The sequence below is a fragment of the Burkholderia sola genome (assembly GCF_905400185.1).
GTDB lineage: Bacteria > Pseudomonadota > Gammaproteobacteria > Burkholderiales > Burkholderiaceae > Burkholderia > Burkholderia sola.
Genome location: NZ_FR989676.1, coordinates 2,908,300 through 2,921,181 on the forward strand (window position 1 = coordinate 2,908,300; position 12,882 = coordinate 2,921,181).

Annotated in this window: 10 protein-coding genes; 2 read left to right on the forward strand and 8 right to left on the reverse strand. The window is 64.0% G+C overall.

The window, feature by feature from the left end; all coding sequences use genetic code 11:
• Positions 1-4: 4 nt before the first annotated feature.
• The 8 genes from KR541_RS29425 to KR541_RS29460 all read right to left on the reverse strand — a co-directional run bounded on the left by KR541_RS29425 (position 5) and on the right by KR541_RS29460 (position 10,432).
• The gene (locus KR541_RS29425) at positions 5-1,546 is read right to left on the reverse strand and encodes an enoyl-CoA hydratase-related protein (protein ID WP_080334129.1); all 1,542 of its coding nucleotides are present in this window, start codon (positions 1,544-1,546) and stop codon (positions 5-7) included.
• 38 nt (positions 1,547-1,584) lie between these two features.
• Entirely contained in the window at positions 1,585-2,007 is a 423-nt protein-coding gene (locus KR541_RS29430; protein WP_050011242.1) for an acyl-CoA thioesterase, read from the reverse strand.
• A gap of 11 nt (positions 2,008-2,018) precedes the next feature.
• A complete protein-coding gene (locus tag KR541_RS29435) occupies positions 2,019-3,170 on the reverse strand; it encodes an iron-containing alcohol dehydrogenase (protein ID WP_124638257.1) in 1,152 nt (383 codons plus the stop codon).
• 590 nt (positions 3,171-3,760) lie between these two features.
• A complete protein-coding gene (locus KR541_RS37085; RefSeq protein ID WP_089489187.1) occupies positions 3,761-4,768 on the reverse strand; it encodes a winged helix-turn-helix transcriptional regulator in 1,008 nt (335 codons plus the stop codon).
• Between the two features lie 57 nt (positions 4,769-4,825).
• Positions 4,826-5,824 carry an XdhC family protein gene (locus KR541_RS29445; RefSeq protein WP_089489186.1) on the reverse strand — a complete coding sequence of 333 codons (999 nt, stop codon included), beginning with the start codon at positions 5,822-5,824 and terminating at the stop codon, positions 4,826-4,828.
• 544 nt (positions 5,825-6,368) lie between these two features.
• Positions 6,369-7,655 carry an MFS transporter gene (locus KR541_RS29450; RefSeq protein WP_050011246.1) on the reverse strand — a complete coding sequence of 429 codons (1,287 nt, stop codon included), beginning with the start codon at positions 7,653-7,655 and terminating at the stop codon, positions 6,369-6,371.
• A gap of 118 nt (positions 7,656-7,773) precedes the next feature.
• Entirely contained in the window at positions 7,774-8,874 is a 1,101-nt protein-coding gene (locus KR541_RS29455) for a mandelate racemase/muconate lactonizing enzyme family protein (protein WP_252996735.1), read from the reverse strand.
• 595 nt (positions 8,875-9,469) lie between these two features.
• The gene (locus KR541_RS29460; protein WP_050011247.1) at positions 9,470-10,432 is read right to left on the reverse strand and encodes a 2-hydroxyacid dehydrogenase; all 963 of its coding nucleotides are present in this window, start codon (positions 10,430-10,432) and stop codon (positions 9,470-9,472) included.
• A 313-nt stretch (positions 10,433-10,745) separates the two neighbouring features.
• Between KR541_RS29460 and KR541_RS29465 the strand changes: the two genes are divergently transcribed.
• A complete protein-coding gene (locus KR541_RS29465; RefSeq protein ID WP_050011248.1) occupies positions 10,746-11,504 on the forward strand; it encodes an SDR family oxidoreductase in 759 nt (252 codons plus the stop codon).
• 89 nt (positions 11,505-11,593) lie between these two features.
• On the forward strand, positions 11,594-12,880 hold the full coding sequence (locus tag KR541_RS29470) for an MFS transporter (protein WP_050011249.1): 1,287 nt from the start codon (positions 11,594-11,596) through the stop codon (positions 12,878-12,880).
• Positions 12,881-12,882: the final 2 nt, after the last annotated feature.

Genomic DNA, 12,882 nt, shown 5'->3' on the forward strand with positions numbered 1-12,882 from the left:
TCCGTCAACGTCCCTGGAATTTCGCCGAGCGCTTTTCCGCGAACGCGGCCCGGCCTTCCCGATAGTCGTCGCTGCTGGCTGCCGCCGCGATCATCGCCTCGGCTCGATCGAGATCGAGCGCGCCGGTGCCCATCGCCATCCCGTTCAGCTGGTATTTCGCACCCGCCAGGCTCAGCGGCGCGTTCGCCGCCATCGTTCTCGCAAACGCGCGCGCATCGGCCATCGGATCGCTCGTCCTTGCGCGCGGCTTAGCGCCGCTCACACGCTGCCACCATGAGAGCGGCGCGACCTGCGCGTCGTCTCCGGCGATCCGGTCCACGAATCCGATGTCGCGCGCCGCACGCGCATCGAATCGCTCTGCGCCGTACAGAATCTTCTTCGCTTGCGACAGCCCCACCAGCGACAACAGCTTGCGCGTCCCACGCACGCCGTAGATGATGGAAAGGCGCGCCGCAGGAATGCCGAACGTGGCGTCTGGTGCCGCGAAGCGGAAGTCGCACGACATCGCCAGATGCGCGCCTCCGCCCAGGCAGTAGCCCCGCAATACGGCAATGGTCGGCTTCGAGATGTTCGCGATCGCATCGCAGCACGCATCCACCGCAATCTCGTACGCGTTCGCCTGGCCAGCGTCGGCGCGCACTTTCTCGAACTCGGAGATGTCGGCGCCTGCACAGAAGTCGTCGCCCGCGCCTGTCAGCAACACGGCCCGCACCTCGGGATTTCGTTCGAGCGCGGCCATAATCGATGGCATCGCGAGCCACATCCCGTATGTCATCGCGTTGCGGCTGCGCGGTCGGTTCAAGGTGACGACCGCGATCTGATCGGAGATCCACACCTTGATCTTCTCGGTCATCAACGCATCCGTCACCTCCGACTGAAGATCGGCCAACGGGATCGCGGGTGCGCCGTCCGCCCCGGAGGAGCGAGCCTGCGGCGCAGCGCTGCCGACGGATTCCACGCGTTGCCGCGGCGCCGCGGGTTCGGCGGCGATGGCCAATTCCGCGTGAGCCGGCGCAACGAGCGGACGCTCGATCGACACAGCCGCCATCAGTGCATCGACGCCCATCGTCGATGACGACGCCTCCTGTTCGCCATTGGCCACTTTCGTGCCGACCTGCCTCGCGAACAGATCGAAGAAATCATCGGCCGACTTGCGCGCCGCCGCATCGATCATTCGCGAGCCCAACTGCGCCAGCTTGCCGCCGACGTTCGCCTTGACGCCGTATCGAAGCAGCGTGACATCCTGCTCCAGCGCTTCGAGCGCCACGTCGATGTCAGCACGCGCGAAGCCTGCCGCGCCGCCGGACCCTTCACCCGTCAGCGTGTAACTGACGGGGGCGGCGATATTAGACAAAGTCACCTTGCCGGCGAACCGCGCCTTGATCGGCCCGACCTTCGACACCACCGTCGCGGTAAATTCATTGTCGGCACTCTTCTCGAGCACTTCGCACCCCGGGATGCTGGCCTGCAGCACCGCCGGATCGTTGAGCGCGTTCCACACGGTCTCGCGGGATGCCTGCAACCGTGCCTCTCCTGCCATTTCCATTTGTTCTCTCCTCCAGGACACCTGTTGTGACCGGCGCGTCAGGCCATCAACGACCGCAAGACTTGCCGGACATCGTTCGGAATCGGCACCGGACCGTTCGTTGCCCGATCGACATAGACGTGTACGAACTCGCCGATCGCCGAAGCCATGTCGGCATCGTTGCGAAACAGCGCGATCTCGTAGCGCACGCTACTGTTGCCGAGATGCACGACCTTCATGCCGACATGGACGACGTCGGGAAAGCCGATCGACGAGAAGTACGTGCAACGCGTGTCGACCACGAGCCCGATGATCGGGCTGGTTGCAATATCGAGCACGCCACGTTCAATCAAATGCCGATTGACCGCCGTATCGAAGTACGCGTAATAGACGACGTTGTTCACGTGCCCGTAGGAATCGTTGTCGGACCAGCGCGTCTGAATGGCGCTGAAGTGCGGATATTGGGCGCGACGCGACGGCATTTTTTTCTGGGTCACAGAACCTCCTCGTAGAGCGCAGCCGCATCCTGAAGGGAAATCTCGCGCGGGTTGTTCACGAGCAGACGGGTTTGACGCATCGCGTCTTCCGCCAGTGTCGCGATATCGCCGCGGCTGATACCGACGTCAGACAGCCGCGTCGGCAAGCCGAGCGCCTTCGGCAGTGCAGTCAGCCGCTCGACCAGTGCGTTCGCACGCGCACCGGTATTTCCCGTGACGTCGGGCATCAGAACGGCGGCAAGCTCCGCATACCAGTCGGCCGCGGCATCGAGGTTGAAACGCATGACCGCCGGCAGAACGAGCGAGTTCGACAGCCCGTGCGGAACATGAAAGCGTGCACCCACCGGATAGGCCAGCGCGTGCACCCCTGCTACGGGAGCATTAGCAAACGCCAGGCCGGCCAGCATTGCGCCGAGCAGCATTGCCTGGCGTGCGTCGCGATTGGTGCCGTTGGCACAAGCCTCGCCGATGTTGGCGCCGAGCAAGCGAAGCGCTTCCTTCGCGAGGCAATCGGAGACCGGATTCTTCAGGCGCTTGCTGGTGTACGCCTCGATCGCATGAACCATTGCGTCGATGCCCGTCGCCGCCGTGACCGCGGGCGGCAAGCTCAACGTCAGATCCGCGTCGAGCACCGCGATGTCCGGCAGCAGTATCGGCGAGACAACACCCTTCTTTTCTCCGTCTCCGGTTGTCACGATCGAAATCGGCGTGACCTCGGATCCAGTTCCCGCAGTCGTGGGGAGCAACACCAGCGGCAGCCGCGGCCCTTTCGCGACGCCCACGCCGTAAACGGCGTCGAGCTTTTCCGTCCGTCGCGCGAGAAGCGCCACCAGTTTCGCGACGTCGAGCGAGCTACCGCCGCCGATACCGACCACGCAGTCGGCCCGGGCGGACACCGCCGCATCGGCCGCACTATTCACAACGTGAGCCGGCGGATCGGCCTGCACGTCCGCATACACCGTAACGGCCGTGCCGGCTGCCTCGAGGCTATCAAGCGCCGGTTTCAGCAGACCGTTATCGACGATGCCGCGGTCGGTCACGAGAAAGACCGCGCGACAGCCCAGCCGGCCGACGATTTCCCCAAGGCGGGCCGAAGCGCCGGCCTCGACGATCGTAGACCTGTTCGACTGAAACTCAAATGCGTTCAATTTTGCTCCTCCACCCGATCACGGAATCACGGAATCACGAAATCGACAACGATGTCGTGACGACAAACTAACTTGCATAAGTGGACTATAGTGAGCGAAATTCTGATTTGCAAGTCCCTTGTTCGACAACCTGTCATGTATGACGCCGCGCGGCTATCCAGCCGTTATTGGCTGATGTATTGAAGCATTCCGCGCGGATGCAGCCGTCTCTTTCGCATGGAGGAGCGGCCGTGCCAATAGGGATTCATCAGCGCAGATATCGCTTGCATTTCCGATACCTTCTTGGTTGTGTACCGGGCACGCTTACACGGTTAACGTCTGCTGCAAGGTCGAATCGGGACGCGGCAAGTCCGCGCGCGACCGGATGCGTCCGGCGACACGTGCGGTCGACCAGTCGCACCAAACCATGACGAAGGGAAAAAGGAGATGACGAGGCAAATCGCCACGCGCGCGGTCCCCCGGCGCGATTTGAACGAGACGCATAGCCGGCTGCCAGGCCGGCCGGCTAAGAAGACAGCCACCGCGATGCTGTTGAATCGATCTGCCGCGGTACGCGCGCCCCGGCGCCACGCGGCATCGAGAAGCGCGAGTCAGGCGACGTCGAGCTCTACCGGCAACGCATATCGCAGCACATATGACATTTCACGCGGATCGAGTTCGGCACCGCATTTGTCGCATGCGACGATTGCATGAAAATCGTGGTCGCACTCCCGGTGCCGAAGTTTCAACGGTGCTTTGCCACCCGAAAGCCACTTGTCACCCCAGGCCATCATCACCAGCAGCGGCCCATACAAGTCGCGGCCCATTTCGGTCAGCCGGTACTCGTAACGCTTCGGCTTCTCCTGATACAGCCGCTTCTCCGCGATACCCTGCTCCACGAGTCGCTGCAGTCGGTCCGACAGGATGTTGGTGGCGATACCCAGGCGCGACTGAAACTCGTCGAAGCGTCGAACACCGTAAAAGAATTCCCGGATCACGAGGAAGCTCCAGCGGTCACCGATGATCTGCAACGTTCGCGCGACCGAGCATGGCCGAATACGCTCGAGGACACGCACGTCCGAACTCCGGCGCGAGCGCTTGCGTTCGATGCTACGCTCCTCGCCGCCCGCTCCCGGCCCGTCGCGATAGTGGACGGACCTCGGGTCAATGCCGGCGCGGCAGTGCGAGCACACGACGCGCGGTGCGCAATCGCATTGACAGGTCTTGTGAATCAGTTTCAACGGCGGCTGCGCGCCGCCCGCAAGCCAACGGTCGCCGAAGGCGAGCAGCGCGATCATCGTCGCGTACAAGTCGCGGCCCTGCTCCGTGAAACGGTACTCGTAGCGGGCACCGCCGGTCGACGGAAGCTGTTTCTTCAGGATGCCCAGGGTCGTGAATTTCTTGAGCCGCTCCACCAGCGTGGTACGCGGCACCTGCAGGATGCTCTGGAACTGCTCGAATCGCCTGACGCCGAAAAAACACTCCCGCAGAACCAGAAATCCCCACGCATCCGACAGTATCTCGACTGTTCTCGCAACTGATGAATAGCGCTCGATCGATGCAAAACGTGCATCCGACGCACTGTGGCTCGACGATTCGAGCATGGTGGGTTTAGCCATAAGTTCATCGAAAATTTTATCTGCCATTCACACAACGCCACACAGGTACGCGCGTGCCTATTCGCTCCGTTGCGGCACCGACGGCGCATCGCGCAGCGCGTGCGCCTGCACGACCAGCACACCGTCCCGGTGCGAAGTCATCTCCGCCATGATAGCCACCGCGATCTCCGGCGGCGTTCTGGCACCGACGTGAAGCCCGATCGGACCATGAAGCGCTGCAACCTGTGTGTCGGTCAAGTCAAACAGCTTGAGCCGTTCCCGACGCTTCGCGTTATTCGCACGCGAGCCGACCGCTCCCACATAGAATGCCGGGGATTTGAGCGCCTCTATCAACGCCAGGTCGTCGATCTTCGGATCATGCGTCAGCGCAACCACGGCCGTGTTCGGATCCAGGCCGACTCGCTCGATCAGGTCGTCGGGCATTTCGCGAAATACTTCGGTATGAGCCACAGACCATTCCCCGAGGTACTCTTCACGCGGGTCGTAAACGATGACGCGATAGCCCAGCGCCACCGCCACCCGCGCAACATATTCGGACAGTTGCCCTGCACCGATGATCAGCAGGCGATGGCTCGGTCCGTAACATGCGCGCAACGACACGCCGTCGAACGAGGTCGGGGCCGCCGAATCGGTCGGCCTCACGTCGGCTTCGCCGGTATTGGCATTCACGTTGCGGATCACTACCCGGCCACGCCTGACCCATTCCAGCGCCTCGTCAAGGCGCGACGATACCCGGACCGGTTCCACGAGAATCATCAGCGTGCCGCCGCACGGAAGGCCGAAGCGATGGGCGTCGTCCGCCGAGAGGCCGTAGGTTACGACAGTCGGCGTCGAGCCCGAAAATCCGACGCGCCACACGCGCTCGATCAGATCGTCCTCGAGACACCCGCCCGATACGGAACCCTTCACTGCACCGTCGTCACGCAGCGCGACCATCGCGCCGATCGGGCGAGGCGCCGAGCCCCACGTCTTCAGAACCGTGCCGAGCATCACCGCGGGCCCAGCGCAATGCCACATGATGGCAGTTTCCTGTACGTCTCGATCCGTGCTGTCCAACGCAGTTTCCCTCAACGGCCCTTCCACAGTACGCCAATCAGTTCATTTATGCAAGTTATGAACCGACAGACGTTAGAAAGTTTGCCACTGGATTCGACCTTGATAGCCCTTGGGGCGGAGGGACAGGCTTCGAGTTGCTGCGACAGTTCGGGCAACCGTAAGCGAAAATAAATCTATGGTCCGCCCCAGTTTTACAACCCCTGAAGGTTGATGCCATGTTGGCTTGCCCTGCTCTATCCAGCGTCGTTTTAAGGACCGCCCCCCCCGCCTCAATGAAGTTCGCGCCTGCAGCTCGAATAAAGTCGTGCGGCTCTGGTAGGTGTCTTTATTTTCCAGGATGTTCCACACGGCCTGAACCGCCCCGGGAAACCGGGGAGGCTGGTTGGTTTAACTTGATGCCGATTCAGCGGTGGCTGTTCCAAGTTGGCGATGGCAGTTTGTCCCGGTTTTGGCGGCCTGGGTATAGCCGAGCGGTTTCATCAACCGATGATGATTAAATCAGGTCTCACCCACTCCCGCGTTGCTAGTTCAACGGAGTACATCGTCAGGCAGCCCCGCGCATCTGCACAACGGCCCGCGCGCGCACCGTGAACGTCAGGATCACCGCACCGGCCAGCGCCGATGCACCCGCGAGCACGAACGCGCTCGCATACCCACCGCCATACTGAACGAGCCAGCCGGTCACGCTTGGCGACAGGATGCCCGCCAGATTTGCAAGCAGGTGAACGAACCCGCCCGCCGAGCCGACACGTTCGCGCGGCACGATTTCCTGCAGCAGCGACCAGCAAGCCTGCGGCGCCATGAACGCGAACAGGCTCGCGATCGCGATCAGCGTGACGGCCGCGCCGAGCGAGCTCACGCGCGACGCCAGCAGCACGCAGGCCGCCGCGACCGCGAGCCCAACGACGATCACGATCTTGCGCGCGAACAGCACGTCGCCGGTGCGGCGGTAGATGCCATCCGACACGGTGCCGCCGGCCACGAACCCGACGGTCGCGCCGAGCCACGGAAGGATTCCGACGACACTCATCTGCTTGATATTCAGATGCTGGTAGTCGGTCAGGTAGCTCGGCAACCACGACAGGAAGAAGTACAGCACGTAGTTAAAACTGAAGAACGCGAGCGCGACGCCGAGCACCGGCCGCGACAACAGATCGCGCAGTAGCGGACGCACGGCACGATCGTCCGCATGCGCATCGGGTGCGACGTCGATCGTCCGGTCGGATGCGATCTCGCGCGCCTCTTCCGGCGACACGCGCGGATGGCTGGCCGGATCGTCGCGGAACAACGCCCACCACGCGGCGAGCCACACGAAGCCGAGCGCGGCGATCACGACGAACGACACGCGCCAGCCGAACTGCAGCGCGACGAGACCGACGATCGGCGCCGCGATCGCCGCGCCGAGCGGCTGCCCGGCATTGGTCCAGCCGACCGCGCGTCCCGCCTCGCGGCGCGGAAACCAGCTCGAGATCGCTTTGTTGGTGGTCGTCCCCATCGGCCCTTCGCCGATCCCGAACGCGACACGCACCACGAGTAGATGCGCGAACGATCCGGCCAGCGCGGTCGCGCCGCAGAACAGCGACCACACGCCGGCCGCGCACGCGAACACGCGCCGGGGCCCAAACCGGTCCGCGGCCCAGCCGCCGACAAAGCAGAACACACAGTAGCCGATGAAGAAGCTGCTGAATAGGATGCCCATCTGCGCGTCGTCGATGCCGAGTTCACGCTTGATGATCGGCGCGACGACGGACAGCGCCGCGCGATCGAGATAATTCAGCATACCGGCGCCGAACAGCAGCGCGCCGATCCACCAGCGGTAACGCGTTTTCATGTTGTCTCCTGTCGAGCCGGGCAAGTGCCTGCGCATCCGCCCGGCTTCATGGTTTCCGATTGCGCCGCCACATCGGCGACGGCTTCAGATGCGTGCGCCATGCGCACGCCTCCTGCGTTCAACCGATGGTCGCGTGCGCAATCGTGTTGCGCTCCAGCACCGCTTCGTCTGGCAAGAAGCCAAGCCCGGGCACATCGGGCAAGCGCACCCGCGCCCCGGGCCGCTGCGCGTCATGCAACCGCTCGGGCCAGTCGAGATAGGGAATTTCTAGCGCGACATCGTCGGGCAGCGCCGCGACCACGTGCGCGGTCGCCAGCAGCCCCGCTCCGTAGTAGAAACAGTGCGGCACGACGCGCACGCCGTGCTCCGCCGCAAGCGCGATCACTTCCGCGATACCGGTCGGTCCGCCGATCTTCGCGATGCTTGGCTGCGCGACGTCGAGCGCCCCGTGTTCGAACAGGTCGCGAAAGCCCGCGACACCCGACGCGTTCTCGCCCGCCGCGACTGGCACGCCGGCGCCGCGCACGCGCGCGATGCCGCCCGCGTCGTCGCAAGGCCACACCGGTTCCTCGATCCAGCCGAGCCGCAGGTCGGCCAGCTCGCTCACATGCCGCAGCGCGTCGCTCGCCGCCCACGGGCAGTTCACGTCGACCATCAGTTCGCTGCCGGCCGGCAGTGCCGCGCGCGCGGCAGCGATGGCCGCACGTTGCGTCTCGTGCAGCTTGATGCGCCGGAACCCCTCGTCCGACGCCCGCCGCACGTGGCGCGCGACTTCATCGGGGTCGTTGTCGTAGCTGACCAGGCTCGCATACACATCGATCTCGTTGCGATGGCCGCCGAGCCAGCGATACAGCGGCACGCCGGCCGCCTGCGCGGCGAGGTCGTGCAGCGCCGTGTCGATCGCGGACAACGCGTACAGCACCGGTCCGGTGCGCCCGAACGCATGCAACGCGCGATCGGCCGCGTCACGCAATGCGGCGATCCCGTGCCGTGTAGGCTCGAATTCGGCGCCCTTGAACCAGCGGCCGACCGGGCCTTCGAGCGCGGCGAACGTGACGGGATTGACCATATGACCGAATGCTTCGCCCCAGCCGACGCGCCCTGCGTCATCGGTTAGCCTGACCAGCAGCGACTCCATGCGGCGCAGCGAGCGGTCTGCGGCGTTATACGAGTCCGCGGCCGGCCGGTTCAACTGCGGCGACGGGACGGCGGCCCGCATCGAATGCGAGCGAAAGGCGAATGACTTCGATGGCGACGATTTTCACGAACGTATTCCCGGTGCGGAGGGTCGGGGGCATGGATGCGGCCGACGGCGGAAAATGCGATGTGACGGACGACGGCAGCAGTGCGAGACCGTTCGGCTGCATGCCGTCGGCCGCCAAATTAGTCAGTCATCGTATAACGAGTGTCGTCGTTGTGCAACCTATCTCCAACTACTTTCCGCGTGTTTGCAAGGATGGCTCACATCCACGTGTTATGCGACATCTTATGACATAAATCGAACGGAGAAGGCGGAATTCAATGTTTCATGGAACCCAGAAGCGGAGGCGTGGAGTAGTCGCATCAGGCGAGTTCTAGGAGAAAACACTGCAACCATCGACATCAGGGCGTCCGATGTCCCTCCTCCCTTGACGAGACAAAAGCGACGCTCGTGCATCCGGCTGCTTATTCGGGCATTCCGCAGGGCGTCCGCCCGTTCAAGGCCGCGTACGACGTGCTGATGGCGCAGCGGTTGTTGAAGTAACGACGCGCCGACTGCCGGTCGTCCCGCGATCGGATACCCCGGCATGGACCAGCGCGCGCGGCCGCCATCATCACAGCGCGTTCGGTGCTCTCCTCCCGTCAAGCACGGCCGCGACATTGTCGAGCGCGGTAAGCCCCATCTGGTCGCGCGTCTCGATGGTCGCACTCGCCATGTGCGGCGACAGAAACACATTGTCGAGTGTGGCAAAGCGCGGATCGATGTTGGGCTCGTTCCAATAAACATCAAGGCCCGCGGCGAACAGCCGATGCGAGGTCAACGCGTCGTAAAGCGCATCCTCGTCGACGAGACTTCCACGCGCCGCGTTGACGAACACCGCACCGTCGCGCATCAAACCGAACTCGCGGCGCGTCATCAACGGCGTGCCGCCGCCCGGCACGTGCAACGTGAGGATGTCGCACTGCGACAGCAGCGTGTCGAGATCCGCGCAATAGCGCGCGCCGGCCTCGATCTCCAGCGGTGCCGGCCGCCGATCGGTATAGACGATTTTCATCCCGAACCCGCGTGCGCGCTGGGCGACCGCGCGGCCGATCCGGCCGAAACCGACGATCCCGAGCGTCTTGCCGTTCACGCGCGTGCCGAGCATGTCGGTCATGCCGAACGACTTGCCCCACCCCGCGCGCACGATGCGCTCGTATTCCGATGCACGCCGGCACGCGGCCAGAACGAGCAGCATCGTGAAATCGGCCGTGCAGTCGGTCAGCGCGTCGGGTGCGTTGCTGACCACGATTCCGCGTGCGCGTGCGGCGGCGACATCCATGTGGTCGTAGCCGGCGCTCGCGTTCGCGATGATCTTCACGCTCGACGGCAATGCCGCAATGTGCTCGGCCTGCAGTCCTGATTTCTTGCCGATCAGCACCGCCGGCGTCTGATAGCGGTTGCAGAACTCGACGACGGACGGGGCGTCCATGTCGGCGTCCGTCACATAGGCGTTGAATTCGGCTGCCGCGCGCGCGGCCACCGTAGCGGGAACGCGTCGCGCAACCAGCAGCTGGGTGCGATTGTTGTCAGGCATGGTCTCGTCCTTGGTTCGGATAACGGAGCACAGCCTACGAATCGCGGTCGGCGCGGGTCAATCTTGATTGATTCGATCAACATGTCCGCACGGCCGTGCGCGCCGCCGGATGGCCCGAACGCCTCCGGGCATATCCCCGTCGTGCGAGGCAGCGGCAACGCGCGCGCGGCACCGCCACGAACTCAGGAAAACCCTGATTTGCGCCCGTCAGGACGGGGCAGTTGATGTTGATTGAACGAATCAAGATTGCTGCGGCGTCGCCGCCGCGCAATCCTTTTCTCATGCTCAACGAACCGAACACGAGGTCGTGAAAATGCAGACAGGAAAAAAGATCGCGGCGGTGACGGGCGCCGGCACCGGCATCGGACAGGCCGCTGCGGTAGCGCTCGCGCAAGCAGGTTTCAGCGTCGCGCTGCTCGGCCGGCGCATCGATCCGCTCCTCGGGACGCAAGAGATCATCGAGCGGGCCGGGGGCGTGGCAGCGGCAATTCCAACCGACGTGTCCGACGAAGCATCGGTCGACGCGAGCTTCGCACAGATCGTACACACGTTCGGGCGCCTTGACGTGCTGTTCAACAACGCGGGCCGCAACGCCGGCGCCGTGCCGATCGACGATTACACGCTGCAATTCTGGAACGACGTGGTCGCGACCAACCTGACCGGCGTGTTCCTGTGCGCCCGCGCCGCGTGGCGCCAGATGAAGCGTCAGACGCCGCAAGGCGGGCGCATCATCAACAACGGCTCGATCTCCGCCCACAGTCCGCGCCCGAACACGATCGCGTACACGGCCACGAAGCACGCCGTCCTCGGCATCACGCGCTCGCTTGCCCTGGATGGCCGGCCATTCAACATCGCGTGCGGCCAGATCGATATCGGCAACGCCGCGACCTCGCTCACCGAACGCATGGACAGCGGCGTGCTGCAGGCCGACGGCCGCATCGCGCCCGAGCCGCGGGTCGACGTTGCGCATGTCGCGAGTGCGATCGTGCAGATGGCCAACCTGCCGCTCAAAGCCAACATTCTGAACATGACGATCATGGCGAGCGCGATGCCCTTCGTCGGACGCGGCTGACCGCACGCGCGCACACGGCAAGTGCGCCGGCGCACCCCACATTAAAATTGGAGACGACATTGAAAACCGCAGAAGAGCACGTTTCGGCCATGCGCCGGCTCGACACACATGCAGGCGCCGCAAGACGCTCGAGGGTACGCTACGGCGTACTGTCGATGTTGCTCGTGGCAACGATTCTCAACTACGTCGACCGCTCCGCGCTCGGCATCGTCGCGCCCGCACTGTCGAAGGATCTCGCGCTCACGCGCGTGCAAATGGGCGAGCTGTTCGCCGTGTTCGGCCTCGCCTATTCCATCGCGCTACTGCCGGCGGGCGTGCTCACCGACTGGCTGGGCTCGCGCGTGGCCTACGCGCTGTCGCTCGTCGGCTGGTCGCTGGCGACGCTGACTCAGGGGTTCGCGCAGGGATACCACATGTTGCTCGGCTCGCGGCTCGCGATGGGTGCGCTCGAGGCGCCCGCATTCCCGTCGAACGCGCGTGCGGTGACGATGTGGTTCCCGGTCCAGGAGCGCGGCTTCGCAACGAGTGTGTACGTGATGGGCCAGTACATCGGCACGCCACTTTTCACCGGCCTGCTGCTGTGGATCTCGTCGGCATTTGGCTGGCGCGCCGTGTTCTTCGCGACAGGCACGTTCGGCGTCCTGTTCAGCGTCGTCTGGTATCGGCTTTATCGCGACCCGTCGCGCCATCGCGGCGTCAATGCAGCCGAGTTGGATTACATCACCGAAGGTCGCCCGGTGGTGACGGCGCGCGATCCATTCGACTGGCGCATGGCGCTGCGTCTGCTCGGCTATCGGCAGGTCCTCGCGATCTGTCTCGGTAAGTTCTGCAACAACACGCTGCTCGTGTTCTTCACGACCTGGTTCATGACCTACCTGGTCGAGGAGCGACACATGTCGATGATCAAGGTCGGCGTGTTCCAGGCGATGCCGTTCATCGGCGCGACGCTGGGCATCCTTATCGCCGGCTATTTGTCCGATCTTTGCATCCGGCGCGGTGTGTCGATGTCGTCATCGCGCAAGGCGCCGCTCGTCATCGGCACTTTCCTCGGCGCATCGATCGTGCTGGTCAACTTCGTGCATTCGAACACGCTGGTAATCGCGATCCTGACCGTCGCGTTCTTTGCGCAGGGCATCGGCTCGATGTCCTGGGCGGCGGTGTCCGAGATCGCGCCCAAACGCTATGTCGGGCTTACCAGCAGCATCACGAGCCTCGCCGCGAATATCGCCGCCGTGACCACGCCGCTGATGATCGGCTATGTGACGCAGCACACCGGCAGCTTCTTCTGGGCGCTGAACCTGATGGGCGCGATCTGTCTCGTCGGCACACTGTCGTATTCGGTGCTGCTCGGCAAGCTGTCGCGTATCGAGCTCTGACC